Raw genomic sequence first — 25,775 nt, 5'->3', positions numbered from 1 at the left:
GTTAAGACTGGCACAGTCCCATAAAATCGATTAACTGCCGCACCAACTCCGGTTTGGTCACGGCCAAAATGGTGGAACCATCCTCTAGCAACGTATTACCGTTGGGAATTTTTAAGTCTTCATGGGCATTGGCCTGGTAGCCAATAATCAGAGTGCCGGAAGGAAAACGGGGATCCTGGGCGATCGCCGCCACACTGCGGCCCACAATACTGCAATTGGGAGGAATGGAGAGTTTAAGCACTTCAATTTGTCCCTGTTCAAAGTGCATCATGGCATCCACTTGGGGATACTCAATGGCATTAATCACCCGGTTGAGGGTTAATTCTGTGGTGCTGATAATGTGGGTAGCTCCGGCTAAACGGTAGGGTTCAGCAAAGTCCCCATCACTCATACGGACGACAATTTGGGGTACACCATAATGTTTTGATAGGGTAACCAAAGCCAAATTTAGGGCATCTTCCTGGAGCGCCGCAATCACTGCCCCCGCCTTGCGGACCCCCGCCTCTAGTAAAACTGAGGTATTTACTGCACTACCCTCAAAGGCCATGACGCCAATTTTTTCCCGGGCATACTGACAGGCCTGGGGATCCGTATCCACCGCCGCCACTGTGTGGCCCATTTTGAGCAAATTCTTGGCTAAGTTAGAGCCAATGCCCCCCATGCCACCGATCAGAACGTACATTTTTCACCCTTTGCACCACAGGCTTGATTGTAGTGGAAGTTAGGTGAAATTGATGGCTGTCGCTTTCGGCATCGGCCTGAAAAGTTATCCCCACCTGCCGGTGATGGGGAAAAGTCTTTGTGAAAGTGCTCCAAGCTTGTCGTAGTTTGACTCTGTTAGTGGAAGAGGATAAGCTAAACCCTTCCTAACAAGACCTAGGCTCCCACTGCTTCTTTGGCGGCGTACATTACTTCCAGGGTAATTTCTGACAAGCCCCGCTCCCGAGCAAATTTTTCCGTATTACGTTTGACCTTACCCCGCACAAATCCTGGTACCTTATTCAACTCAGCCTGGGCGGTGTTGTGCCAGCCGAGGTCGGAGTCAGAGGAAATACCTTTGGTGATCACTTCCTTAGTGTCATGGCCACCGAAAATTTCCAACAGATGGTCTTCCATGCCCAGGGTAAAGGAGTTGTACACCAAGTCAGCGATTTGATTGGTGCCTTCGTAGCCCAAAAATGGTTTATAGCCCAGGGGGAAATTCTGGATATGAATGGGGGCCGCAATCACGCCACAGGGAATATCTAGCCGTTTACCCACGTGCCGTTCCATCTGGGTGCCAAAAATGGCCGCCGGCTCGATCCGGGCAATGGCATCGGCGATCGCCCCATTGTCTTCACTAATCAAGACTTGATCACAGTATTCGGCCACTTCTTGTCGGAACCAATCGGCATCATATTTGCAATAGGTTCCCGCTAGGACAACGTGGATGCCCATTTCCCGAGCCAAAATTTTGGTCATAGCGGCCGCATGGGTGTTGTCCCCAAAGACCACGGCCTTTTTGCCGGTGAGGTTTTGACAATCAATGGAGCGGGAAAACCAGGCCGCTTGGGAAACGTGACGGGTTTGCTGTTGGATGAAATCTTCGTAATTAAGGTCAAAACCCTGGTCATTTAGCACCTGTTGGATTTGGCGGATGCAACGGGCCGTTTCCACCACTCCCATGGGGGTAATGTCCACATAGGGCATGGCAAATTCTTCTTTGAGATATTCTGCTGTCATCAAGCCCACTTCCCGATAGGGGCAGAGGTTAAACCAAGCTTGGGGAATTTTGGCCAATTGGTCCACGGTGGCTTTTTCCGGTAGGACTAGGTTCACTTCTATGCCGAGATCCGCCATTAAACGCTTTAATTCAGTGCAGTCATGTTGGTTATGGAACCCTAGGGTGGTGAAACCAATTAAATTGACCGATGGCTTGGCCGTCTTCTCAGTGGCCAAATTGCCCTGTTTACGGGCTTTTTTAAGGTAAAACTCCACAATTTGCTTGAGGGTACGATCGCCAGCTTGCAATTCGTTATAGCGATAATGGTTCACATCCGCCAAAAGCACGTCACAGCGGGCATCCATTTGGGCCCGGTCGACAAAGTTTTCCAAATCCTCTTGCAAAATACTGGAGGTGCAAGTGGGGGTCAAGACAATCAAATCCGGCGCTTCTTCCCCATCTTTGCGGACAATATTATCCACCACTTTTTCCTGGGAACCCCTCGATAACACTTGGCGATCAACCACACTAGTGGTGACGGGGGTAAAGTTCTGTTCCCGTTCCAACATGGAGCGCATCACGTTGAAATAGTCATCCCCCAACGGAGCATGCATAATGGCGTGGACGTTCTTGAAAGAACTGGCGATGCGTAGGGTGCCAATGTGGGCGGGGCCAGCATACATCCAATAGGCCAATTTCATAGGGTCAGACTCCAGGAGGGTAATTCACCCTCAAATTGTCGGTAAAAGCCCTGGCCCTGTCGAGGTCTTGCTTTACATTTGTTGTCGGTTTGAGAAAGGCTAGAATCCAAAGAGCATAGGCGATCGGGGATTGCAGCTAGGAAATTAATCCAGAAACCGAGAATACAATTCTTCACGGTTATACACGATCGCCGTTTTGATTTAGTCAGTTTAAACAATCTATTTTTTCTGAACTACCCATACTGGAGTGCCATTTTGCACCATGCCGAATAAAGCCACTACATCTTGATTCCGCATTCTGACGCAACCATGGGAAGCCGCAGTGCCAAGGAAATGTTCATGTTTTTTCGGGGTGCCATGGAAACCAATGGTATTTTTGCCATCACTCCAAAAACCGATCCAACGGATACCAATGGGGCCATCCAAGCTGGCGGCCACTTTTTTGCCATTCCAGGGATTTTCCCAGACGGGATTTTCTACCATTTGGATGACCTGGAAATTGCCTTGGGGGGTTTCCCAGCCTTTTTTACCCACTGCCACGGGATAACTGGCCAAAACTTTGTCATTCTGGTAGGCGTAAACCCGCCGTTCCCCTAACACCAGGACAATATGGGTGGCCAAGGCCTGGCTGTCTGGGTTGGTGGGAGTGCTGACGGGGGCCGCCGGGGGGATATAGGTGGATTCGGGAATCGGTTTGAGGGGAGGAATGGCACTACCCCCATTGAGACTACTTTGGGCCTGGACGGTGCTGGGGATAACCAGACTAGTTGCAGTTAAACTAACACCACCCAACCAAAGGGCGAAACGGGCTAGGGGAGAGAACTGTTTCTGCATAGGATTAGGGTTAGAAAATGATTGAAGGAAAACCGACGAGGTTTAACAATACGAAATTAAATACGGGCTGGTGAAAATATATGAGAATATTATGTTAAATGATCATTATCATCGCTGTCCAAGTTCCGTGGGCCGGGAAAAAGACGGTGTGGCGATCGCCACGATGCCCATTACCTTAGCGCCCCTTTGCTCCATTACCCGGTGGGCTTCGAGGGCGGTGGTGCCGGTGGTAATAATGTCATCCAAAATTAACCAGGGCTGGTGAGTGTTAAAGCCTGGCCCCGTAACAAGGGCGGACTGTAATTCCCGTTGGCGATCGCCGGGGCTAAGACCGAATAAAGCTTGGGTATCCTTGGGCCGTTGTAAAGCCTGGGGGTGCAGGGGGTAGCGGGTCAGGCGGCAAAAACCGGCAGCAATTCTTTCCGCTTGATTAAATCCCCGTTGGGCTTGTTTACGATTATTGAGGGGAATGGGCACCACCTGGGGCAGTATTTTAAATTTCGCCTGGGGTTGTTGTAACCACTGTTCTGCCAACTGTTCCCCCAACCAGAGGCCGATGCCCGGCTGTTGCTCAAATTTCATCACCGTTAAAGCCCGCCGCAGTTGCCCTTCATACTGTCCCCAAACAAAGCGGGGAAAATTCCCCTGCCATTGCCGCAGGTGAGGGGGTAAACGGTGGCTCAAAATTTGTCCGGTGCAATCCCGGCAAAACTGATCTTTGCTAGGTTTTTGACAAAGGGGACAGGGGGTTTGAAAGAGAAGAGAGCGAATGGATTGCCACATGGAAGATGGAATGCAGAGGCGGGAAAATTAACCATAGTTGGAGGCATCTGTCCGTAATTGGGCCACAGTATCCGTAACAATGGCGATCGCCTGGTTAATTTCTGTCTGGGTGGTGAAGCGGCTTAAACCAAAGCGCAGACTGGCTTGGGCGCTGGTTTTGTCCCGGCCAAGGGCATATAAGACATGGGAAGCTTCGGTGCGATAGGAAGAACAGGCAGAGCCAGAAGATAGGGCCAATCGAGATTGTAGGCTGGTCAGTAACGCCTTGGGATCGACCCCAGTAATACTGACATTGAGGTTGCCGGGTAACCTTTGTTCATGGTCCCCATTCAGCACTATTCCACTAATTTTTGCCAGACCTTGCCAAAGTTGATCCCGTAGTTGCCGCTGGCGATCGCCTTCTGAAACTAAGTTTTCCGCCGCTATGGCCAAAGCTTTGGCTAAACCGACAATTAAGGGCACCGGCAGAGTTCCAGAACGAAAATTCCCTTCCTGTCCCCCCCCCAACAGTTGGGGCGCTAACCTCACGCCAGGATTTTGACGGCGATATAGCCCCCCAATGCCTTTGGGTCCATGGATTTTGTGCCCAGTGAAAGATAGTAGGTCAATGTTCAATTGCCCCACATCTAGGGGAATTTTGCCCAGGGCTTGGGCCCCATCACAATGGAAAATGATCGATTTCTGCTGACACAGTCTGCCGATTTCCTCCAGGGGTTGGAGCACACCAATTTCATTGTTGGCCGCCATCACGGACACAAGGATCGTATCGGGACGCAAAGCCTTTTCCAATTCGGTTAAATTTACTAAACCATTGGGCTGTACAAGTAAATAAGTGACCTCAAACCCCAGGGATTCCAGGTAGCGACAGGGAGCTAACACGGCTTGATGTTCCGTTTCCACCGTTACCAGATGTTTACCCTGGGCAAAGTAGGCCTCTGCTACTCCCCGAATGGCCAAATTATTGGCCTCCGTGGCACCACTGGTGAAGATAATTTCCTCCGGCTGAGCCCCCATGGTATCGGCAATTTCCTGCCTAGCCTGTTTAATAGCCCCTTCGGCCTGCCAACCGTAAAAATGGGCACTGCCGGCATTGCCATACTGCTCCATGAAATAGGGAAACATGGCTTCTAGCACCCTGGCATCAAGGGCTGTGGTGGCGTGGTTATCGAAGTAAAGGGGCCGTTCCATGGTGGTTTCCTGGGCTCATTGGTCCCGGCAGTTCCTAGCTCGCTGACTAATTCTGCTCAACTTTTGCAGGACTTAGATTTACAAGATAACGTTTTACTTTCCTTTCTCCGTCACCATTTGGCAAAGGCGATCGCCAATTAACTGACCGGCCATTTGGTGTCCCTGGATATTCCAATGGCCTACCCCAGGAATGGTGTTATCAAAACCGTGCCAATAGCTCTGCTCAGCATCAGCCTTTTGTTGCATAGTTGCCGCCAGGGTCAACACCGCAAAATTTTCCTTTTGCCCCAATTGTGCCAACCGCTGGTCAGGGTAGAACAAATTCTCCGCCCCCAACTGTTTTAATTGTTCCCGCACTTGGCGATTGGGGTACACCTGGGGAGGATTACTAATCACCACTGCTAGAAAATCAGCCTTTTCTTCCCTACTTAGCTGACTAGTCGCCGTTATCAGGGATTCTGTCGCAGCCCAGGCTTGCTCCCAGGCGGGATCAGTGGGTTCTCGGTATAGATTAACGTCGAAATCCAGAGCGGGAATGATGTCAGTATTAGCCTGCTGTTGGGTGGTTAGAGTTCGTTGGGTGACCCATTGTCGTTTGGCTTCATTGAGCACCTGCAACAGTCGCACCCGATTGATCAAGCCGTAGAGCAATCTTCTTGGGGCACTGTCCCGCCGTTGGTAGGCCGTTGTTTCCCTAAAATCAAGCTTCATTTGCCATTTACCCTCCATCTCTTCCCAAAAAGGCGCGAGGCGATCGCCGGGGCTTAACTGTCGAGAATTGTTGACAATGTCATTGCCGGTGAAAATTTGTAGTAATACTAAATCCGGTTGGTATTCAATAGCATGGTGCCGGAGGGTTAAATATTCCTGGGCAGTGCCGTAGTCCCCCACGCCAAAATTAATTACCTCCACCGTTTTACCCGTTAAGCCGGCACAGGAGGCCAAATTTTTTTCTATGGCACTCCAATAGGTCTCATCTTCATTGACTTGAATTGCTTCGGAAAAGGAATCCCCCAACACCACAATGCGGTACGTATCCGCCAGTTTCTCTTTTTCATAATGGCGATCGCGCAGGCCGTCGGAGTTAATGCTCACTAAACCATTGCCTTCGTGGGTCCAACGGGCGGTGAAATTGGGAATTAAGCTATGACCCCGTTGGAGATCTACTTGGTAAAAACTGGGATAACTAACCCCCATCAGCCTCAGGGCCACTTCCGCCACCACCACCGCAAAACCTAAACTGCCCAGCACCAGTAGGGTATTGGCTAGCCATTGTTTATTTTGAGGAGATTTTGCCATGGAGAATAAAACGATTGCGGAAAAATTCAGTTATTGAGGGATATACATCGACTCCAACTATATCTAAGCACCATCCGACCCTTGGGAAATCCCCAGCGAATCCTGGTAACCATGGAAAAATTTCCCTTTTTACTAATGGTTTCGTCTATTCCCAGCGAAAAAATTTTCCCCAGAGGTAGCAAATAAAAAATGCGATGTACCCTTAAGGAAATTAACCTTGCCCGACTGTGCAATCTAACGTAGCTATTATGACTAAGCGAACCTTTGGGGTAATTGGACTGGCAGTAATGGGGGAAAATCTCGCCCTCAACGTGGAAAGTCGAGGCTTTCCCATCGCCGTCTATAACCGTTCCCCCAACAAAACTGAAAAATTCATGGCCGAAAGGGCTGTGGACAAAGACATTAAAGCCGCCTACACCGTAGAAGAATTTGTCCAACTGTTAGAACGCCCCCGCAAAATCCTCGTAATGGTCAAAGCTGGGGGCCCCGTGGATGCGGTGATCGATGAGCTGAAACCCCTTTTAGAAGCAGGGGACATGATCATCGATGGCGGCAACTCCCTCTATGAAGATACGGAGCGTCGCACCAAGGATTTAGAAGCCACTGGCCTAGGCTTTGTTGGTATGGGGGTCAGTGGAGGGGAAGAAGGCGCATTGCTGGGCCCTAGCTTGATGCCCGGGGGCACCCCCACCGCCTATAAGGAATTGGAACCAATTCTGACTAAAATTGCCGCCCAAGTGGAAGATCCCGACAATCCTGCCTGTGTGACCTTCATTGGCCCTGGAGGGGCGGGGCATTACGTCAAAATGGTACACAACGGCATTGAGTATGGCGATATGCAACTGATCGCCGAAGCCTACGACATTTTGAAAAACGGCTTGGGGCTAAGCAACGAAAAACTCCACGAAGTTTTTGGACAATGGAATCAAACTGACGAACTGAATTCTTTCCTGATTGAGATCAGCACCGACATTTTTGCTAAAAAAGATCCCGAAACCGGGGGACATTTAATTGACTACATCCTCGATGCGGCGGGGCAAAAGGGTACAGGACGCTGGACGGTGATGAGTGGTCTAGAGTTGGGAGTTCCCATCCCCACTATTTACGCCGCCGTTAATGCCAGGGTAATGTCCTCCCTCAAAGAGGAACGGATAGCCGCTTCGGACCAACTGTCTGGCCCTGGTAAAACTTTTAGTGGTGACGTGGAAGCCTGGATTCCCAAGGTGCGGGATGCTCTCTACTGCTCGAAAATGTGTTCCTATGCCCAAGGCATGGCCTTGATTGCCAAAGCTTCCCAGGAATTTGGTTATGACGTTAACCTGCCGGAAATTGCCCGCATTTGGAAAGGGGGTTGCATTATTCGAGCCGGCTTTTTGGACAAGATCAAGAAAGCTTTTAAGGATAATCCCCAGTTACCTAATCTGCTCCTGGCTCCCGAATTCAAGCAAAGTATTTTGGATCGCCAGGGGCCATGGCGGGAAGTGTTAATCCTGGCTAACGAAATGGGCATTGCGGTGCCGGCTTTCAGTTCCTCGTTGGATTACTTTGACAGTTATCGCCGGGCAGTGCTTCCCCAAAACCTAACCCAAGCGCAACGGGATTACTTTGGGGCCCACACCTATGAACGCACTGATAAGCCCAGGGGAGAATTTTTCCACACGGAATGGCTTGACTAGTTTCTGTGTATTACCAGCGATCACCCCCCAACCCTGGGGGGAAAAAGTTGATGCCACTAATTCCAGCCATTACCGAGGGGCAAGCTCTGCCCTAAGCTGCTAAGGGAGCATCATTTTCTCCATGGGCTACTTGTTGGTAGTAATCCACTAACTGTCTTGTGGCCGCTGGCCAACCCCATCGTTCCGCTTCTTGCCGGGCATTTTGTCGTAATAGTTCTCGATCGCCAGGGGCGGACATTAACCGTTGGGTAGCCTGCACCACTCCCCCTGCCACACTGGGATCAAAGAGATAACCGTTTTCACCATCGGTGACAATATCTAAAATCCCCCCGGAGGCCGCCGCCACCACAGGACAGCCCGCCGCCATGGCTTCCAAGAGCACTAGGCCCAGGGTTTCAGTGCGGGAAGGAAAAATAAACGCATCAGCGGAAGCAAAGGCCGCCGCCAACTCTAATCCCTGCATATAACCCGCAAAATAGGTATTCGTACCAGCAAAATGGGCTTCTAAATTTTTCCGATTCGGCCCATCCCCGACGATCGCCAGCCTGGCCTGGGGAATAGCTTCGAGCACAGGCTTAATTTCATCGATCTGTTTTTCTGCCGAAACCCGGCCCACATATAAAAATAAGGGGGCATCGGGGTGACCCTGGGACAATTTTTGCCGCATTTGGGCCGACTTTAGGTGGGGCTGAAACAGTTCCGTATCTACCCCCCGTTGCCATAGATCCACCCGTTCAATGCCGTGGTTGACCAATTCCTGCACCATGGCGGAGGAAGTGCAAAGATTTAATTCCGCTTGGTTATGGGCCAGTTTTAACAGTTCCCACAGCACCCCTTCCAGGGCCCCCAGACCATAATGTTGCAAATATTGGGGTAAATGGGTGTGATAGGAAGCCACCAGGGGAATATGCAAATGCTTAGCGTAATAGATGCCCCCCAAACCCAATACCGCCGGATTGACCACATGAATCAGGTCCGGTTTGAATTTCAGCAGGGCCTGTTTAATTTGGGGCGACGGAAAAGCTAGCTTCAGTTCTGGGTAAAGGGGTAAAGGCATGCCCTTCACTCCCTGGATTTTTGCCCCCTTATATTCCTTGAGCCCCCCCTCCGGACAGAAGACCAACACCTGATGGCCTTGGCGCTGCAGATTTTCCACTGTGTGCTTCAGACGGGTGACAATTCCATCAATTTTGGGCAAAAAGGTTTCCGTAAACAGGGCAACACGCATGGCTAGATGGGGGGATAAATCAAGTCAACAAAATTCAACAAAACAACAAGCACGATCCAGATTCCGGCGATCGCCCTGTACAACAAAACTTCACAATCTGGCGGCGGGCCAACCTACAATACTATATCGGCAAAACTTCCCCTTGCTCCCGCCAATAAAAGGCTAAATTGCTCAAACCATATTTTTTCTGGCGCACCAATTCCAATCCACCAATCTGCTCCGGTGGTTGCCAATGGCGTCGGTCATATTCCACCGCTATTTCTCCAGCAGGGGTGAGGAGCTGCAACTCTCCCACTAGGGTTAAAACGGGGTTGTACAGGCCACTGGCATAGGGGGGATCAAGGTAAATGCGGTCAAAGGTTTGTCCTTTCAAGGTTGGGAGCAATTTCAGCACATCCCCCTGCAAAACTGACCATTGTTGCCCAGGCTGCGCCAATTTTTGCCAATTTTCTTTGATGATGGTGCAGACTTTAGCAGACTGCTCGATCGCCACTACTTTATCCGCGCCCCGACAGAGGGCCTCTGCCCCTAGGGTGCCATTGCCCGCACAGAGGTCCAACCAGTGGCAGTGCTGAATTTCTCCCCGCCAAATATTGAACAATGCCAGCCGGACTTTACCTGTGGTGGGTCTGGTCTGTTGCCCCGGTAGGGTTTTCAGGAGGCGATTGCCATAAATACGCATAGCACCAAATAAAAATTGATCCTCCTACCGCTGACTGCTCAGGCAAACTCAGAAGGAATTCTTCAAATTCTCACATCGGGGCAAGAAAGGAAAGGGGGCAGAAACTAATCCTCTGACTAGGGGCGATCGCCAAACTGGCCCCAAAATATTAAGAATTGTTGCTGTTTCTTGTTTCATCTGTTAACGTGTGCTTCAGAGAGTGCATTTAACCACGCTGAAACAATTTTAGGAGGCGTTTACCATGCTCCCCATGCATCAGTGCCAGTCAAGCCACCACACCCTAGACTGAAGAACTATCCGAGGCGATGGTTCGGGTCTGGGTCAACAGTTATGCCCGCCATTGTCTGGAGCACCGTTTGTCTCCGTCCTAACTCGTTAATTTTCCAATTTTCTCCATCCCGTTTAGATCGAACCATGGCCATCGTTTCTAGGTAGGCCTGGTTCCTGGCACCGCCTTGGTCCATTCCCCGCTAGCACCTGGAATGGCAGTTCAGTGCTCCGCCTTGGGATTAGCGAGAACCCATTTCTCCAATACCGTACTTAAACCCAAAATCTTTCCCTGTCGGCATTCGTTCCGTATCTATCCACAGGGGGGATACGCCTCATATTCCATAGGAGGTAAGCAATGAATTTACTCAACAAAACCGCTTTAGTGACCGGATCTTCCCGGGGCATCGGCCGGGCGATCGCCGAAGAATTGGCCAAACAAGGTCTAGGAAAAATTATCCTTGTGGCCCGCAACCACACCAGTTTGCAAACATTGGCTGACGAGCTCGAACAACGACATCCTGGATTACAGGCCATTGCCTTGCCCCTGGACCTGACCCAACCCGTGGCCGTTAATACGGCGATCGCCAGAACTTGGCGGGACCATGGCCCCATTCATTTACTGGTTAACTGTGCCGGGGTAGCCTATCAAAATCCCTTTCTCCATAGTCGTTTCCCCGACGTTTACCAAGAAATTTCCCTCAACTTGATGGGGCTGTATTGCATCACCCGTTGCGTGGCCCGGCGTATGGTTTCCCAAAAAGAAGGCACCATTGTCAACGTTTCTAGTTTGATGGGCAAAGTGGCGGCCCCCACCATGGCCACCTATTCCGCCACTAAGTTTGCCATTCTCGGTTTTAGCCAAGCTCTGCGGGGGGAATTGGCCCGCCATAACATTGCGGTGGTTACCCTGTTACCTACCCTCACCGATACGGATATGGCCAAGGGTCTGCAAAAATTCCGCTGGGTCAGGGCCATGACCGCTGGCCGGGTGGCCCAATCCCTAGTCAAAGGTTTAAAACAAAACCGCAGTGAAATCTTGGTGGGTTGGCAGAGCCATCTGGCGGTGTGGTGTCAACGCTTTGCCCCCCGATTATTGGAGCGGGTACTGTTGCTGGCTACCCCCCAATCGGTTTGATCCCCTCCCAGGGATAGACTCTCTACCTGGGAACCTAGGACTCCATGGCGAAGTTTGCCTTTTCCCCATCAACTCGCCAAATTGCCGGTAAGTTGGGGGGACGGGCAAAATCTTTTTCTGCAACCGGGAGTCTGGGCGATTAGTTACAAGGACGACTCAACGGCCATACTGATCGCCATCGGGAATCCACCTCAGCAGTCCAAACCTAATCCTTCTTTGAGGAAGTTTGGATCAATTCAATTTTGTAGCCGTCGGGATCTTCCACAAAGGCGATGACGGTGGTGCCGTGCTTCATCGGCCCCGGTTCCCGCACTACTTTGCCCCCCTTAGCTCTGATTTTGTCGCAAGTGCCATAGATGTCTTCCACCCCCAGGGCAATATGACCAAAACCATTACCCAAATCGTATTTATCGGTGCCCCAGTTATGGGTTAACTCAATCACTGCATTCTCCGATTCCTTGCCATAACCCACAAAGGCGAGGGTAAATTCCCCACTGGGATAGTCTTTTTTCCGCAGTAAATTCATCCCCAAAATGTCACAGTAAAATTGCAGGGATTTGTCTAAATCGCCCACCCGAATCATGGTGTGTAGTAAGAACATAGGTTTTTAATAAGCTAAGTTTGGCCAACAGGCAGATCCTAACAAAATCTTGGCGATCGCCTTTGGATTTGGTCTCTCCAGTGTTTGGTGGTGGTGAACCGTTGTCACAGATTCTAAAAGGGATTGCCAATGAGGGAGAAACTGGCCCAATAGTAGGGATGGGATAATTCTGGATTGCCCACGGTTAAAAAATCATCCTCCACGGCGATCGCCCCCCGGGACACCTGTAATTCCCCCCCCTGGAGGGCAATTTCTCCGTTAATCATCTTAATTTGGGCTTCTTGCAGGGCTTTGGCCTTGAAAGAATTGGCCTTTAACTGCCAGTAAAATTCACTCATTAAAGCCATGGTGCCCAGGTCACTCACCCGCCATAAACTACCCAGGGCTGATTTCACCCCCGATTGCAGAGCTAAGCCCACAAAGCCCAATTCCGCTTGGGGATTACCCAGGGCTGTGGTGCAGGCGCTAAGCACCAAAAGATCAACGGGGGGATCCTGCCATTGTAAATTCCTAATTTCCTTGAGGTTCAAACGACTATTGACAAATTGAATGTAGGAGTCGGCGGGAGAACCGGTATTAAATTCTGCGTGGGTGGCCAGATGCACCAAGGCAAAGGGCTGTTGTTGGCGGGCCGCTTGCAAATTTTTTACGGTGAATTGTTGGTTTAGTATGGCAACCCCAGGCCAGGGTTGGGGGGTGATGTTAGCAATCTCCAAAGCTACTCCCGGTAACGGTTCAGCGTCACTAAATTCGGAAGATCCCATGGCGAGAATCTCTGCCTGGCTGAGGTCGGTGGGGCCCCACTCGGTCAGGTTAAAGCCGGGAATGCGGGTGATGGCATATTTTTCGGCTAAAAATTGTTCTCCATCGTAGAGGGCGGCAAAGGGCAGAGAGCGCAGTTTCGGGCCGACGCAAAAAATTAGGGTGTCAATGCCATGGGCTTTCAATTCATCCGCCATGGGCGCAATCAACCAGTCATATAACTTTTTGCCGGTGGCCCGATAATTTTGGTTGCGGGGATCACTCACTTGCAGGGAAAACATTTGCACGGTGGCCAACAGATTTTGTTCGGCCGTGTTCAACACCTTCACCCCCACCGGTGGGCGATCGCCAGTTAATAAACAAATGGAAACCCCTTTTTCTTGGGGATTAATCCAAAAAATGGCCGCTTTTTGGCCAGTTTGTTGCTGGAGGGAAGCTAATTTTTCCCCAATTTCCTTGGTGGTTAGACCCAGGCTGGAGAAATCTTCCTGAAAATAATCTTCGTAAATACCAGCCCATTTACTTTCTAGATCGGTAGTTAGCTCATTGACCTGTTGGATATTCAGGGCATTACTAGGTTGCAAACTGACTACAATCGGGGACGAAAAGTTTACCTGAGCCTTTACCCAGGGGACAAATCCCAGGAGGAGAAATAGGCCCAGGAGCATTCCGGCGGCGAACCGGCCCCATGGGCCAAAGGGAAATGGGAATTTCTTGAATTTACTCACAGCATTTCCTCAATTTTAGTAACAATGGCTTGGTGTAGTTGCTCCACCGACAAGCTTGCATCCAGACGACAGCATTGACCGGGGTAATGGGCAAAAATCCTCTCGTAATTTTGATGCACACTGGTGAGCTTTTCTCGCTGTTCATAGCATTCCCTGGGGGATTGATCCTTCCGTTGCTGGCGATCGCCAAGGCGTTGTAGGGCCAAATCCACAGGGAGGTCTAGGTAAATTACACAGTCAGGGTGGGGAAAGGATTGATTTAAGCGTTGGACAAATTCCCAGTCTGCCTCGGTGTGGCAATTATAGGCGAGGGAAGAAAAGTAGTAGCGGGTGGTAATTACATGGCATTGCCGGGCCAACTGTGCTTCCACTCCGTCCTCTGGATTGTAAAGATGATAATGGCGATCGGCGGCGAACAAATACCCCATTTGAGCTTCAAATTGTTGGGCATCATTGTAGGCAAACAAATCTCCTTGTAAAGCTTGACGAATTAAGCGACCGACAGGGCCGCTGGTGGGTTCGGGGCTAAGCACAGCCGCCATGCCTTGGCGTTGTAAATGGGCCAACAGAAGATCGCCTTGGGTAGTTTTCCCGGATCCGTCAATGCCTTCGAGGACAATAAATAATGCCGCCATAACTTTTGCCAATCTTCCCCGCTAAAGTGTTTCCATTCTTTCCAAGTGGGCTTTGATTTCCCTTGGCGATCGCCAGACTGGGCGCAGTTGATTCTGACTATACAGGGATAATTGGTCGCCGTTATGGGGGGAATCCGGCTGGCTGGCATTACCATAGACCAAAATGCTCTGGCCCCTAGGGCGATCGGCAAATTCCACTAAGCTCAGGTAACTATCCCCGGCCAAGGCTTGGAATCGTTGGTTGGCAATGGTACCCAGGGTCAACACCCGAAAACTTCCTAGGTTACTGGGGGCCCCATTGGCCGGAGCAGTAAAATTCCCTGCTTGCATCTGCACTACTTCTCCCCAACTAACCGCCAGGTCATCGTAGAGAAACTTCACCTGGGCCGCCACCCCTTCTAGCACTGCCATGAACTTATTAATGTCCGCCATGCCGCTGGGGGTATGGAGGGGATCGCTTGGGTCCCAGGTTCCCCCCAGTACTTTATCGGCCCCAATGGTCAGGGCCCAGAGCATAAACAATACCGCCCCCCGACTGTCTGGCTTGGCCTGTTTGTCCCAAGCCTGGAGTACCTCCGCCGCTTCAATGCCAATGGGATTAGCCAAGGCTTTAGCTGCCGACACCAACAAAGGCACAATGCGATCGCCTAATTCCATCTGACTGTTGAGGGCCTTTTGCTTAAATTGCTCAAAGGTCAAGGGCGGCGTATTTTCCAGCAATTTAATGGAGCGTTGGGTCCGCAACAAAGTTGGGGCAAAACTCAAATCCGGCGCGGCCAGATTAGGGGGATAATCCGCTGGATCTAACTCTGGGGGAAAGGTACTGGTCCAAGGGGGATCGTTGCTGTTTTGGAGCCAACCACTGTTGGGATTAGTCAGCTTTGGTAATTGTTCATAGCTGTAGTAACCAGGGTTTAAATCGGCACTGCTGTTAATCGGTTGCAGACGGTCCCAATCTTGCCAACTGCCTTCCCTGATGGGGGTCAATGTATTGTAAAGATAAAAAATATTACCCTGGCGATCGCCATAGAGCACATTGAACATGGGAATTTGCTGCTCTTGCCAAGCCGCTTCGAACTGCTCCAGGTTTTGGGCTTTACCCATGCGCAAAAATTGGCTGATGGCACCACTGCGATCCAAACCGGGAATTTGTAGGGTGTAGGCCTTGCCTCCCCGTTGGGCCACCACCATACCCGCCGCACTGCCCAGGGTTTCCCATTGCAGGGTTTGGTAACTACCATTACCCTGAAGAATATTGATTTGGTGACTATGGCGATCAAAGGATTTAACTTCCCCGTCCCATTCATAGCCCCCTTCTGTCAAAGTGAGGGCATATTTGCCGACGTTGTGGGGATAATTGACCGTTAAGCTCCAGCCCAGATTATTGTTAAAACCCATGGCTGGCACAGGGGTTCCCACAAAGGCTGCCCCGGTTAAATCCAGACCAGGGGCCACCAATTGAGCTTCCGTGAGACGAAATTTCCCCTCCCAGGGTAGATGGGGATTAATCAGTAATAAACCATGGCCTGACTCACTTTGCTTCGGGGCGATCGCCCAGGCATTGGAAGCAATGGGCACATTCTCGGCGGGTATTTGGTCTGCAAGACTAGCAATGGCTTGGGGGCTAGTAACAAATTCAAACAGCAATAATCTCTGCACATGGGCCACCACATCCTGGGCTGTAATGGGCAGTACTTGGCGCAAACTAGGCTGACTGAAATCGGGATGTTGTTGAAAATAGTTATTAATACCCTGGGCAAAACTTTCTAGGTCACGGCGCATGGCCGGGGTTTGAGCATTTAACCACACTGCCGATCGCCGGGGGATATTCATGGTGTGCACATACTGGTCATTATCCAGGTAATCGATGCCCCAATATTCCGCCCCTTTGCCCCTCGCTTCACCGTACAGGGTGAGGAGTAAATCCCCGTGGCCCTGGGCCTGGGCCCAACCGAAAGCCTCCATTAACTTGGTTTCATTGGGGGCAAAAATATGGGGTACTCCCCAGCTATCCCAAAAAATTTCCGTTTTGTTATTGGCCCAGACCGGGTTACCAATGCCCAATCCCAGCGCCAGCACAAATAGCAACACCAGTCCTACGCCCCGCCGTAATGTACCCCTTAATTGCACCAGCATTCGTCCTGAAAATCTCCGTTGGCGGTTCAATTCTAAACGAAACTAGAATAGGGGTTTAATAATTTTGATCAGAGTTTGGGCGGTTTGTTGATATTCTTCCTGGTCAAACATTTGGCTGGCCAGGGCGTTGAGCTTAATTTCCACCTCGTTGGGTCGTCTACGACTCAGGATAAGTTGCTCCACGAGGTCGTCTAGGGCATAACTACGCACCAAACTCCAGTCTGGGTTATGTTCGTCCCAACTTTGAAACAGCACCGAAAACAGCAAAACTTTTGCCCGTAAGGGATTGGTATATTGCATAATCTCCGAGCGGATCTCAAACAGGTCGTATTCCTTCTTTTCAGTTTGGACTTGTTGGAGGGGAGTACCCGGGGGAGAAGGCACCACAGCCCCCAACACCGTTAGAATTGGTTCACTTTGACGGGGCTTAGGGGGGGGAGCCGGTATGGGCAAAGCGTCAAAATCGACGATGGATGTTGGTTGAGCCTTATTTGCCGATACGCCAGGGGAAGGGGCCATGGTCAAATTGGTTTGGGGTTCATTCTCTAGCACGGGAGCGTGGCCAACTTGGTGGGACTCTCCATCGTAAAGAACCTGCATTTGCTCCAGAATCAACTTGGCGATCGCCAGATAGAAAGTGGATTTGTTGATATTGTTGACAATTTGGCTAAAGCCTTCCTTTAACTGACTAGGGGTGGGGTAACGTTGCCGTAACTCCAACAATAAATTGGCTAGCCCCACCTCTTCGATGGCCTGGAGATTGTTTTCCCAATAACCCCGGGCCACAGCAAAAACTAACTTTTGAATGCGGACCTGTTCTCGGTGCTGAACCAGAATGTGGGCTATCTGGGTGGCCTGATATTGGGGGTCCACCACCCGATGCACCGGAGTTGGGGATTGATTTGCAGGGGACACTGCGGCGATCGCCCCTTCTTCACCCTTGGCAGCCTCTGGAATGGCCGTTTCCCCATAGGCTGTATAAATTGGCCCCAACTGATCCAGTATGGTTTTGGCCACCGCCGCATAAGCCTTGGGACGGTTGAGGGTTTTCACTAGCTTATAAAGGGAAAAAGTAAACTGCTCAATCGTCGGTTTCTGTACTACCAACTCTGCCAATAGGGCATCCAAACCATTAGTGTCGAGCACATTGGGATCGTTTTCCCAGTATTTTTTCGACAAACAAAACAGTAACTTCTTGATCCTTTGCCCCTCATCCTGTTCTTCAAGATAGTGGGCTACATCAGCCAGAGCACTAGGGGGAATAGACATGGGAGCAAAAAACAACCAAAAAAACCGGCTTAATTAATTATGACAATGGAACCCGCCCATACCCAAGCTTAACGGAATATGGTCAGAAAAAAAGTAGCCGTCCTGCAATCAAGACAGCTACCGAAAGAGGCTTGGGAACGCACCGAAAATCCTAATCGTTTTGCAGAAACAAAGGAATGCAGTTTAGTGGACGACTAGCTTCACATTGGCATTTTGTAAGCCCCGTTGTTTTACCTCAGTTAAGGTTTGGTTAACGGCGTACTTTTGGTTGATGGAATTGATCAACTCAGTCTGATTATGTTTTTTGGCCACACCCCAAAGATCAGCGATCAAGTCGAAGGAACCATCACTGTTGCGGGACCAACCTAAATCGTAATCACCATCTAGAACGGCCACAATGTCAGCCCGGATGCGTTGGCCGTTGTAGCCCCGCACATCAGCTTCGGTCTTGGTGGTGATACCGAGGTCATTAAGGGAAGATGTTAAAACTTCAGCGTTCGTGATCTTAGTACGGAGAGTGCTGAAATGAGACATGGTGGATTTCCTCCAGAGAAAAAAGTCAACAACAACAATCGAGAAGTGGGAAATGCCGCCATAAAAACGGCTTATCTTAAACTACTAACCCTTTGGTTAGTCTTTGCTCCTGCAACAAACAGGAGAAAGCTTGTTAGAACTCCAGTCGCTGATATTCAGCCACGGAAGCGGAGGCAGGCCGAGCCCTTTGTCGGGCCCAATCTCGAAGCGCGGTGACCTGCTCTACCATGGTGCGCGACAGGGGCAACGTCGATTTGATCGCTGCAATAATGTCGAGCTGGTTAAATTCTCTTTCTTGGGCAAAGGCTTCGTACATGGCAGCTACGATCGCCTGCTCAATTTCGGCTCCGGAAAAACCGTCGGAGGTGCCGGCCAATTCCCCCAGATCAAAACGGGAGGTATCTTTACGCCGTTTATGGAGGTGGATACGGAAAATGGCTTCCCGTTCTTCCGCAGAAGGTAGGTCAACGAAAAAGATCTCGTCAAAGCGCCCTTTGCGGAGAAATTCCCCCGGCAGGCGATCAACCCGGTTGGCCGTAGCCATTACAAATACCGGCGAGGTCTTTTCCTGCATCCAGGTGAGGAAACTGCCAAAGATCCGACTGGACGTACCCCCGTCAGAGTCTCCAGAACCGGCTCCCCCAGCAAAGGCTTTGTCCAATTCATCAATGAACAAAATAGCTGGAGAAATGGACTCGGCGGTTTTCAGGGCATTGCGGAGATTCGCCTCCGATCGCCCCACCATGGAACCGTCATAAACTCGACCCATGTCCAAGCGCAGCAGGGGCAAACCCCAGAGCCGGGAGGTGGTTTTGGCAATGAGGGACTTACCACAACCGGGTACCCCCAGAATTAGCATGCCCTTGGGTTGGGGCAAACCGTATTCCCGAGCCCGCTCGGTAAAGGCGTCGGAGCGCTGGGTCAACCATCTTTTCAGTTCCTCCAGTCCCCCCACGGCCCGGATGGTTTCATCCTCCTCAATGTAATCAAGGATGCCGTTGCGACGGATTAACTGTTTTTTCTCGGAGAGGACAATTTCTACCTCCCCTTCGGTTAACTGTCCAGCTTTGACGTAGGCTTTGCGATAGACCTTTTCCGCCTCATCTTTGGTCAATCCCAGGGCTGCCTTCAGCAGTTTTTCCCGGGAATCTTCCCCCAAGGCATGGCGAGATTTACCCAACTGTTGCCCCAGCACCCCATCGAGGGTAGCCAAATCGGGCAGAGCAAAATCCAACACCACCACGTCCTTTTCCAGTTCAATCGGAGTTTCCTGGTAGGGGGACATGAGCACGATCGCCTTTTCTGTGCCCTTAAAGCTGGCGATCGCCTCCCGGAGCCACCGGGTCACCGCTGGGGAAGAAATGAAAGGATGGAGGTCTTTGAAAATGAAAATGCCCGGTTCCTGGCGCACCACCCACTCAATGGCCGCCTCGGGGGAGATGGTATTGTGGTGGGTTTTCTGTTGGGTGGCACCGTATTCCCGGAAGCCATGGGTCACAGTCCAAACAAACAACCGTTGATGCTGGGTGACCTCCTGAACGATGCGGTACACCGCTTGCTCAGCCCGCTCTTCCTCGGAAGTAACGAGATAAATCAGGGGGTATTGAGCTTTCAGGAGTACACTCAGCTCTTCTTGCATGGGTTCGACCAAAAATTGAGGGAAGGAATGAACAGGAAATCAATGCGAATGATTTTGCTTAGAGATAACCAAAGACTGGTCAACTCAGCAGGGAATCAACATTTTTTCCCCATCGACATCGGCAGTCACCGGAGCATCCTCCACCAGAGGGAGGGAAGACTCTTCGTTATCGTTCAGGACACTGGGCTGATCCTTCAAGGACATCATCTGACCGTCCCGCATCACCATAGCGGCGTCGCATTCGGGGCAGATATGCACCTGATGGGTTCTGCCATAGGTTGACTTTTCTTCGGCTTCGACCTTGTCCGGGTGCTTGAGGTAAAAATCAATGGCCCGTTCTACGATCGCCGACATAGATTCAGCGTCAATGGCTGAGCGAATTCGGAGTTGCCGATGGATGCCCGGCGGCATATAAAGTGTGACCTTTTGCTTGTCCTGCATATCACTAATAATTAGGTTACCCATCGGGTATAGTACCCCAATTTAATCACGCGCCACTATCCTGTCAAGCCACTAAGCCACTATGACTGCATTTTTGTAATATTTCGTTACAAAGACTAAATTGCTAAGGAAACTGTCGCTTCAATTACAATCTCTGCCCCCGTTTCCTTCCAAGCTGAATAATGGGACCGTGGCCAAGGGTTAGCGGCTGTAGTTTACAAAAGACCTCCACCCCTAAATAGCCAATAAATAGCCAAAAACTAATTAGCAATGGCACTATGGCCCAAGCCCAGACCACCATCGATGGGGAACCATGCAACTTCAGAGCTACGACCCAGGCAATTTTTACGACGAACTTTTTTCCGCCCCGGGGCAGCCCCGACCCCAAGCAGCTCCCTTGATCGATTGGATGGGGCAGTTATCACCGGAAATTCTCAGGCAACACCATGAAACGGCCCAAATTGCTCTCTTTAACCTTGGGGTCACTTTCCGGGTTTACAACGACGACCAGGGGGTGGAGCGTATTTTCCCGGTGGATATTATTCCCCGCATCATTGCTGAAGCGGAATGGCGATCGCTAGAAAAGGGATTGAAACAACGCATCAAAGCCCTGAATTGTTTTTTGACTGATATTTACGGCCCCCAACACATTGTTAAAGACGGCATTATGCCCCTGGACATTGTGGAATCCGCCAGTGGATTCCTTAAGCCCTGCATCGGCATCAAGCCCCCCGCCGGAGTTTGGTGTCACATCACCGGCACTGATTTGGTTCGGGATGGCAAGGGTCAATGGTTTGTGCTGGAAGACAATCTGCGGGTACCCTCCGGTATTTCCTACGTTTTGGAAAATCGGCGAGTAATGAAAAGTACTTTCCCTGACATGTTCCAAACCATTCCCATCCAACCGGTGGACAGTTACCCCAGTCAACTTTTGGAAACCCTGCTTAACCTGGCCCCGCCCCATTTGGCAGCCCCGGTGGTGGTGGTGTTAACCCCAGGTATTAATAATTCCGCTTACTTTGAGCATTCTTTCCTGGCCCAACAGATGGGGGTGGAATTGGTGGAAGGCCGGGATTTAGTGGTGGCCGACGGCTATCTACAAATGCGTACCACTAAAGGTTTACAGCGGGTGGATGTGGTTTATCGTCGCCTGGATGACGATTTCATTGACCCAGAAGTATTCCGTCCCGATTCCCTTTTGGGGGTAGCGGGCTTAATGGAAGTGTATCGCCAAGGACGGGTGGCCCTGGCCAATGCGCCCGGTACAGGGGTAGCGGACGACAAGGTCATCTATGCCTATGTGCCGGAGATGATCAATTACTACCTCAAAGAAGAACCTCTTCTGGCCAACGTCCCCACCTACCTCTGCTGGCGAGAAGAGGATAGAAATTATGTGCTAGACCATCTGGCGGAATTGGTCGTCAAATCCGCTAACGAAGCCGGGGGCTACGGTATGTTGATGGGCCCCAGTGCCAGCCTCCAGGAAAGGGAGCAGTTTGCCGAACGCATCCGCCATAATCCCCGTAACTACATTGCCCAGCCCGTGCTTAATCTCTCCCGGGTGCCCACTTTGATTGGTGATCAGGTAGAAGGTCGCCATGTGGATCTCCGTCCCTACATTCTCAACCGAGGCGATGAAATTTACGTCCATCCCGGTGGTTTGACTAGGGTGGCTCTGCGGAAGGGATCTTTGGTGGTCAACTCTTCCCAAGGGGGAGGTAGTAAGGATACTTGGGTGCTGCAAGGTTCTGGGCAGTAATGGCTTTTCTTACCTTGACAACCGGGCGATCGCCAAAGCACCGGCAACGATCTTGGTAGAATGGCAAATGTGTCTTGGATTACCGTTGCGATCGCCACTGTCCCCGAACAAATATGTCTCTATTTGATTGGTTTGCCAACCGTGAAAAAGCTGAGCCCCCCATGCTCCAGCCCCAATCCCCCCAGGAAAGGGAGGTGGCCGATGGGCTATGGACTAAATGCCCGGCCTGCGGTGTGTTGACCTATACCAAAGATTTGCAGGGCAATTGGCTGGTGTGTGCCGAATGTGGACACCATCTCCGGGTAGACAGTGACGAGCGGATTCGCCAGTTGATTGATGCTAAGACTTGGCAACCCATCAATGAACATTTGCAACCCACCGATCCCCTCAAATTTAAAGACCGCAAATCCTATAAAGACCGTATCCGCGATACCCAAAAAGCAACGGAATTGACCGACGCAGTGCAAACTGGCCACGGTCGCCTCGACGGTCTGCCCATCGCCCTGGGAGTAATGGATTTCCGCTTTATGGGGGGTAGCATGGGCTCCGTGGTGGGGGAAAAACTCTGCCGGCTGATTGAGTATGCCACCCTGGAAAGACTGCCGGTGGTCATTATCTGTGCCTCCGGTGGGGCGAGAATGCAGGAAGGCATGTTGAGCCTCATGCAAATGGCCAAGATTTCTGGAGCATTGCAAAAACATCAGGAGCAAAGGTTACTTTATATCCCCGTGCTCACCCATCCCACCACCGGCGGGGTAACTGCAAGTTTCGCTATGTTGGGGGATTTGATTTTGGCAGAACCCAAGGCCACCATTGGTTTTGCCGGGCGACGGGTCATTGAGCAAACATTGCGAGAAAAGTTACCCGACGATTTTCAAACTTCTGAATACTTAATGCACCACGGTTTTGTCGATGCCATTGTGCCCCGACCCCAACTGAAAAGAACCTTGGCTCAGTTGATTAGCCTCCATCAACCCTTTTATCCGATTTTGCCCCCCCTCAATGCTGACCCCAAACAAATTAATCCAGAGTTGGTGCTCAGCCATACGGCCCTGGCGGTGGACAATCAAATTTCCGTCAATCAAGATAGTTAAGTAATCATTAGTGACGGTGATTCAGTTTGGCAAAAGGACTAGAATTCAATGGGTTCCCATTCGCTACCCTTGATGGCAAAATGCTGCTCCGGACTAGGCAACTGCTAGAACATGGAAATAATTACGTTGGCGATCGGTGGGGCAATTGGTTTTGGCATCGGGGCGATCGAACGGTTTCGGCTCAATAAAAAAATTAAAAAATTACTCACCGGACTACCGGATACCGAGGAGGTTTCCCATTCCCTGTCCCTTGTTTCCTTGGTGCGGCGAGAAATCAATCATTTAAATGATCTCTGTGCAGAATATTTAGACACCATTGCCCATTGGCGGGGAGTGATGTCCCTTTCTCCCCTCGGTTATTTGTTAATTGATCAGGAAAATAACTTGGAATGGTGTAATCCTGCGGCTGAGAGTTTGTTTCATATTCGCCATTGGCAACCGGGGGAACGCAGACTCTTTTTGGAGTTTATTCGCTCCTATGAATTAGACCAACTAATTGAGCGTACCCGCCAAACCCAGACAAGCCAAACTCGGGAATGGTCATTTTTCCCGCCCCTTACCGCCGCCATGGAAAGTCGGGAAAATAGCCGTCCCCTAACGCCAGAATCAATTTTTCTCAGGGGGTCGGGGTTTCCCCTCAAAGAAGGCAAAGTGGCCGTATTTGTGGAAAATCGCCAAACCTTAGCGGCCCTGCGCCAGGGTAGGGACCAAGCTTTTTCCGATCTGGCCCATGAGCTAAGAACTCCGTTAACAGCGGTGGCTTTAATTGCAGAACGTTTACAAACCCGATTACCTGCCGAAGATGGGGCTTGGGCAGAACGGTTACTGAAGGAAATTTCTCGCTTGCAAAATTTGGTGGAAAGTTGGCTCCATTTGACCCAAATTACCGCTAATCCCAATCTCTATCTGGAACCGGAACCAATCAATTTACGCCATTTACTTTTCTTGACTTGGGAGCGGTTAACCCCGATCGCCGTAGTGAAAAATATCACCCTGGATTACCAAGGGCCGCCGGAGTTGAACCTAGAAGGGGACGGCGATCGCCTTATCCAGGTCTTGATGAACATTTTGGATAACACCCTCAAACACAGTCCACCGGACGGGGTGATTTTTGTCCACGGGAGTCTGGGGGAACAGGGTATTACCATGACGATCCGGGACCAGGGTTTAGGTTTTCAACCGAGGGATTTGCCCTATATTTTTGAGCGGCTTTATCGGGGGGATAGTTCCCGAGCCCGCCTACATCCCGAAAGTCAACGCCATGGCAGTGGTCTGGGTTTGGCGATCGCCAAGGAAATTGTGCTGGCCCACGGAGGAAATTTAACAGCGGCTAATTATGAAACTGGCGGAGCAATGTTCACCATTAAATTGCCCTATCAACTCAATATGGATGAAAATTCCTAGGTGTAGAGGCGAATCTTCTCAAATTTGCTTAGGCACCAGAAACCCAAGGAAAGGGACGTTAGGGTATTTTTTGCGGCCAGAGCAGATTTAAACTGCTTCTAGTGATCTTGGAAAGGGCATGAAAAGTTCCTCCTCAGTTTGAAGGGAAACAGATACAAGTCCCCCAGTATCAGGAAATTTAGAGGGCAAACTAAAACTTTGTAACCAGGCTCTCAGTTTGACCGGGACGTTAGCTAAACTTAGATCGAAGATAGATTATTGAATGGGATTTATCCATGCTTGAAAGTAGAGCAACGGGCTATGAACCGCTGTATAAGCTCAAGAGCATCGCCCCAAATGTTTGGATTGCCGACGGGGGATGGATCAGATTTTATGGAATCCCCTTTCCCACTAGAATGACGGTCGTTAGGTTAGCCAATGGTGATATTTGGGTCCATTCACCCATTGCCAATCAAGAAGGTCTGGCTGATGCGGTCGCTGCCCTCGGTTCTGTTCGTCACCTCATTGCGCCAAATTGGATTCACTATGCTTGGATTCCAGCATGGCAGTCTCGTTTTCAAGAGGCACTCACATGGGTTAGCCCCGGAGCAGTGGAACGTGCTGCAAGTAAATCAATCAAGTTAACTTTTGATCATGAATTAGGCAATGAATCCCCAAGCCAATGGTCAGGGGAATTTGAGCAGCGACTGGCCGACTCAGATTATCACAGGGAAGTGATTTTTTTTCATCGTAAAAGTAAGACCGTGGTTTTGACTGACCTGATCGAGAATTTTGAGAGCGATAAAATGCCTTGCTGGATAAGGCCTCTGCTAAGACTGGGGGGAGTTTGCGATCCCAATGGAGGAATGCCCCGGGACATAGCAGCTAGTTTCCGGCGATATCCAAAACATTTAAGAGATTTGGTTGATACCATGATTGCCTGGAATCCGGAGCGGGTGATTTTGGCCCATGGTCGTTGCTATCTTACCGATGGCACTGCTGAAATAAAACGTGCTTTTGGTCGGCTAAAATAACTTTTACATCCAAGCTAACTATGTTTGTCATTGGATTATCTGTCGGGGCTAAGCTCTTAATCAAGTCTTTTAAGAGAAATTCCAGGTTTCGTATTTGGCGTTGACACCACTCTAAACTACATTAACAGTGCTTACCGCTCTTTCTTGAGCCTGGGAGTTAATCGTTTGGCTTTGCTCCATGAAACCCCCTGTCTTAATTTTATTTAAAGCAGCCATATCTAAATTTTGCAATTACTAACTATTGCGCTATTGAGTGAGGATT

Annotated in this window: 23 protein-coding genes; 6 read left to right on the top strand and 17 right to left on the bottom strand. The window is 50.4% G+C overall.

Annotated features, from left to right (window positions below; translation table 11 throughout):
- Position 1 precedes the first annotated feature (1 nt).
- The 6 genes from H6G45_RS06020 to H6G45_RS05995 all read right to left on the bottom strand — a co-directional run bounded on the left by H6G45_RS06020 (position 2) and on the right by H6G45_RS05995 (position 6,507).
- A complete protein-coding gene (locus H6G45_RS06020) occupies positions 2-682 on the bottom strand; it encodes a TrkA family potassium uptake protein (RefSeq protein ID WP_190597552.1) in 681 nt (226 codons plus the stop codon).
- A gap of 194 nt (positions 683-876) precedes the next feature.
- Positions 877-2,403: a ferredoxin:protochlorophyllide reductase (ATP-dependent) subunit B gene (bchB, locus tag H6G45_RS06015; RefSeq protein WP_190597550.1), complete on the bottom strand. Its 1,527-nt coding sequence runs from the start codon at positions 2,401-2,403 to the stop codon at positions 877-879.
- A gap of 219 nt (positions 2,404-2,622) precedes the next feature.
- Positions 2,623-3,237 (bottom strand): L,D-transpeptidase, encoded by a 615-nt coding sequence (locus H6G45_RS06010; protein WP_190597548.1) that lies wholly within the window; start codon positions 3,235-3,237, stop codon positions 2,623-2,625.
- Positions 3,238-3,345: 108 nt separating this feature from the next.
- Entirely contained in the window at positions 3,346-4,020 is a 675-nt protein-coding gene (locus H6G45_RS06005) for a ComF family protein (RefSeq protein ID WP_190597547.1), read from the bottom strand.
- A 27-nt stretch (positions 4,021-4,047) separates the two neighbouring features.
- Positions 4,048-5,208 carry a cysteine desulfurase family protein gene (locus H6G45_RS06000; RefSeq protein WP_190597545.1) on the bottom strand — a complete coding sequence of 387 codons (1,161 nt, stop codon included), beginning with the start codon at positions 5,206-5,208 and terminating at the stop codon, positions 4,048-4,050.
- 93 nt (positions 5,209-5,301) lie between these two features.
- Positions 5,302-6,507, bottom strand: coding sequence for an SGNH/GDSL hydrolase family protein (locus tag H6G45_RS05995; protein ID WP_190597543.1), 1,206 nt, complete (start codon positions 6,505-6,507; stop codon positions 5,302-5,304).
- 248 nt (positions 6,508-6,755) lie between these two features.
- On the opposite strand from H6G45_RS05995, the gene gnd reads away from it, so the two are divergent.
- Positions 6,756-8,183 carry a decarboxylating NADP(+)-dependent phosphogluconate dehydrogenase gene (gene gnd, locus H6G45_RS05990; RefSeq protein ID WP_190597541.1) on the top strand — a complete coding sequence of 476 codons (1,428 nt, stop codon included), beginning with the start codon at positions 6,756-6,758 and terminating at the stop codon, positions 8,181-8,183.
- A 91-nt stretch (positions 8,184-8,274) separates the two neighbouring features.
- Here gnd and H6G45_RS05985 read toward each other — a convergent pair whose 3' ends face one another.
- The 3 genes from H6G45_RS05985 to H6G45_RS19805 all read right to left on the bottom strand — a co-directional run bounded on the left by H6G45_RS05985 (position 8,275) and on the right by H6G45_RS19805 (position 10,509).
- Positions 8,275-9,411: a glycosyltransferase gene (locus H6G45_RS05985; protein ID WP_190597539.1), complete on the bottom strand. Its 1,137-nt coding sequence runs from the start codon at positions 9,409-9,411 to the stop codon at positions 8,275-8,277.
- A gap of 121 nt (positions 9,412-9,532) precedes the next feature.
- Positions 9,533-10,093, bottom strand: coding sequence for a 16S rRNA (guanine(966)-N(2))-methyltransferase RsmD (rsmD, locus tag H6G45_RS05980; RefSeq protein WP_190597538.1), 561 nt, complete (start codon positions 10,091-10,093; stop codon positions 9,533-9,535).
- 293 nt (positions 10,094-10,386) lie between these two features.
- A complete protein-coding gene (locus H6G45_RS19805) occupies positions 10,387-10,509 on the bottom strand; it encodes a hypothetical protein (protein ID WP_277922710.1) in 123 nt (40 codons plus the stop codon).
- Between the two features lie 209 nt (positions 10,510-10,718).
- Here H6G45_RS19805 and H6G45_RS05975 point away from each other — a divergent pair, with 209 nt between their 5' ends.
- On the top strand, positions 10,719-11,498 hold the full coding sequence (locus tag H6G45_RS05975; protein WP_190597536.1) for an SDR family NAD(P)-dependent oxidoreductase: 780 nt from the start codon (positions 10,719-10,721) through the stop codon (positions 11,496-11,498).
- Between the two features lie 205 nt (positions 11,499-11,703).
- Here H6G45_RS05975 and gloA read toward each other — a convergent pair whose 3' ends face one another.
- The 8 genes from gloA to H6G45_RS05935 form a co-directional block, all read right to left on the bottom strand.
- Entirely contained in the window at positions 11,704-12,099 is a 396-nt protein-coding gene (gene gloA, locus H6G45_RS05970) for a lactoylglutathione lyase (RefSeq protein ID WP_190597534.1), read from the bottom strand.
- 113 nt (positions 12,100-12,212) lie between these two features.
- Complete coding sequence (locus H6G45_RS05965; RefSeq protein ID WP_190597532.1) at positions 12,213-13,529, bottom strand: CHAT domain-containing protein; 1,317 nt, start codon at positions 13,527-13,529, stop codon at positions 12,213-12,215.
- A gap of 56 nt (positions 13,530-13,585) precedes the next feature.
- Positions 13,586-14,224, bottom strand: a complete 639-nt coding sequence (tmk, locus tag H6G45_RS05960; protein ID WP_190597531.1) for a dTMP kinase — start codon at positions 14,222-14,224, stop codon at positions 13,586-13,588.
- A 21-nt stretch (positions 14,225-14,245) separates the two neighbouring features.
- Positions 14,246-16,360, bottom strand: a complete 2,115-nt coding sequence (locus tag H6G45_RS05955; protein WP_190597529.1) for an acylase — start codon at positions 16,358-16,360, stop codon at positions 14,246-14,248.
- 42 nt (positions 16,361-16,402) lie between these two features.
- Positions 16,403-17,629: a hypothetical protein gene (locus H6G45_RS05950; protein ID WP_190597527.1), complete on the bottom strand. Its 1,227-nt coding sequence runs from the start codon at positions 17,627-17,629 to the stop codon at positions 16,403-16,405.
- A gap of 183 nt (positions 17,630-17,812) precedes the next feature.
- On the bottom strand, positions 17,813-18,163 hold the full coding sequence (locus tag H6G45_RS05945; RefSeq protein ID WP_190597526.1) for a DUF1257 domain-containing protein: 351 nt from the start codon (positions 18,161-18,163) through the stop codon (positions 17,813-17,815).
- 133 nt (positions 18,164-18,296) lie between these two features.
- A complete protein-coding gene (locus H6G45_RS05940; RefSeq protein WP_190597524.1) occupies positions 18,297-19,802 on the bottom strand; it encodes an AAA family ATPase in 1,506 nt (501 codons plus the stop codon).
- A gap of 84 nt (positions 19,803-19,886) precedes the next feature.
- Positions 19,887-20,267 carry a hypothetical protein gene (locus H6G45_RS05935; RefSeq protein ID WP_190597522.1) on the bottom strand — a complete coding sequence of 127 codons (381 nt, stop codon included), beginning with the start codon at positions 20,265-20,267 and terminating at the stop codon, positions 19,887-19,889.
- Positions 20,268-20,556: 289 nt separating this feature from the next.
- Between H6G45_RS05935 and H6G45_RS05930 the strand changes: the two genes are divergently transcribed.
- The 4 genes from H6G45_RS05930 to H6G45_RS05915 all read left to right on the top strand — a co-directional run bounded on the left by H6G45_RS05930 (position 20,557) and on the right by H6G45_RS05915 (position 25,513).
- Entirely contained in the window at positions 20,557-22,002 is a 1,446-nt protein-coding gene (locus H6G45_RS05930; protein WP_190597520.1) for a circularly permuted type 2 ATP-grasp protein, read from the top strand.
- 113 nt (positions 22,003-22,115) lie between these two features.
- A complete protein-coding gene (gene accD, locus H6G45_RS05925; RefSeq protein WP_190597518.1) occupies positions 22,116-23,096 on the top strand; it encodes an acetyl-CoA carboxylase, carboxyltransferase subunit beta in 981 nt (326 codons plus the stop codon).
- 111 nt (positions 23,097-23,207) lie between these two features.
- A complete protein-coding gene (locus tag H6G45_RS05920) occupies positions 23,208-24,500 on the top strand; it encodes a PAS domain-containing sensor histidine kinase (RefSeq protein ID WP_190597516.1) in 1,293 nt (430 codons plus the stop codon).
- A 275-nt stretch (positions 24,501-24,775) separates the two neighbouring features.
- Complete coding sequence (locus H6G45_RS05915; protein ID WP_190597515.1) at positions 24,776-25,513, top strand: DUF4336 domain-containing protein; 738 nt, start codon at positions 24,776-24,778, stop codon at positions 25,511-25,513.
- The last annotated feature ends 262 nt before the right edge of the window (positions 25,514-25,775 follow it).

Source organism: Synechocystis sp. FACHB-383 (genome assembly GCF_014698605.1).
Taxonomy (GTDB): Bacteria; Cyanobacteriota; Cyanobacteriia; order Cyanobacteriales; family Microcystaceae; genus Synechocystis; species Synechocystis salina.
The sequence above is the reverse complement of the archived record's forward strand: the minus strand, read 5'-3'. Positions and strand labels throughout refer to the sequence as shown.

Bases quoted from the DNA above. Each gene is read 5' to 3' on its own strand.
- H6G45_RS05915 (WP_190597515.1), top strand. From the start codon at position 24,776: ATGCTTGAAAGTAGAGCAACGGGCTATGAACCGCTGTATAAGCTCAAG.
- H6G45_RS05935 (WP_190597522.1), bottom strand. From the start codon at position 20,267: ATGGGTAACCTAATTATTAGTGATATGCAGGACAAGCAAAAGGTCACA.
- H6G45_RS05950 (WP_190597527.1), bottom strand. From the start codon at position 17,629: ATGTCTATTCCCCCTAGTGCTCTGGCTGATGTAGCCCACTATCTTGAA.
- H6G45_RS05985 (WP_190597539.1), bottom strand. From the start codon at position 9,411: ATGCGTGTTGCCCTGTTTACGGAAACCTTTTTGCCCAAAATTGATGGA.
- rsmD (WP_190597538.1), bottom strand. From the start codon at position 10,093: ATGCGTATTTATGGCAATCGCCTCCTGAAAACCCTACCGGGGCAACAG.
- H6G45_RS05930 (WP_190597520.1), top strand. From the start codon at position 20,557: ATGCAACTTCAGAGCTACGACCCAGGCAATTTTTACGACGAACTTTTT.
- bchB (WP_190597550.1), bottom strand. From the start codon at position 2,403: ATGAAATTGGCCTATTGGATGTATGCTGGCCCCGCCCACATTGGCACC.
- gloA (WP_190597534.1), bottom strand. From the start codon at position 12,099: ATGTTCTTACTACACACCATGATTCGGGTGGGCGATTTAGACAAATCC.
- H6G45_RS06005 (WP_190597547.1), bottom strand. From the start codon at position 4,020: ATGTGGCAATCCATTCGCTCTCTTCTCTTTCAAACCCCCTGTCCCCTT.
- H6G45_RS05995 (WP_190597543.1), bottom strand. From the start codon at position 6,507: ATGGCAAAATCTCCTCAAAATAAACAATGGCTAGCCAATACCCTACTG.
- H6G45_RS19805 (WP_277922710.1), bottom strand. From the start codon at position 10,509: ATGGTTCGATCTAAACGGGATGGAGAAAATTGGAAAATTAACGAGTTA.
- gnd (WP_190597541.1), top strand. From the start codon at position 6,756: ATGACTAAGCGAACCTTTGGGGTAATTGGACTGGCAGTAATGGGGGAA.
- tmk (WP_190597531.1), bottom strand. From the start codon at position 14,224: ATGGCGGCATTATTTATTGTCCTCGAAGGCATTGACGGATCCGGGAAA.
- H6G45_RS06000 (WP_190597545.1), bottom strand. From the start codon at position 5,208: ATGGAACGGCCCCTTTACTTCGATAACCACGCCACCACAGCCCTTGAT.
- H6G45_RS05955 (WP_190597529.1), bottom strand. From the start codon at position 16,360: ATGCTGGTGCAATTAAGGGGTACATTACGGCGGGGCGTAGGACTGGTG.
- H6G45_RS05940 (WP_190597524.1), bottom strand. From the start codon at position 19,802: ATGCAAGAAGAGCTGAGTGTACTCCTGAAAGCTCAATACCCCCTGATT.
- accD (WP_190597518.1), top strand. From the start codon at position 22,116: ATGTCTCTATTTGATTGGTTTGCCAACCGTGAAAAAGCTGAGCCCCCC.
- H6G45_RS06010 (WP_190597548.1), bottom strand. From the start codon at position 3,237: ATGCAGAAACAGTTCTCTCCCCTAGCCCGTTTCGCCCTTTGGTTGGGT.
- H6G45_RS05945 (WP_190597526.1), bottom strand. From the start codon at position 18,163: ATGTCTCATTTCAGCACTCTCCGTACTAAGATCACGAACGCTGAAGTT.
- H6G45_RS06020 (WP_190597552.1), bottom strand. From the start codon at position 682: ATGTACGTTCTGATCGGTGGCATGGGGGGCATTGGCTCTAACTTAGCC.
- H6G45_RS05965 (WP_190597532.1), bottom strand. From the start codon at position 13,529: ATGCTCCTGGGCCTATTTCTCCTCCTGGGATTTGTCCCCTGGGTAAAG.
- H6G45_RS05975 (WP_190597536.1), top strand. From the start codon at position 10,719: ATGAATTTACTCAACAAAACCGCTTTAGTGACCGGATCTTCCCGGGGC.
- H6G45_RS05920 (WP_190597516.1), top strand. From the start codon at position 23,208: ATGGAAATAATTACGTTGGCGATCGGTGGGGCAATTGGTTTTGGCATC.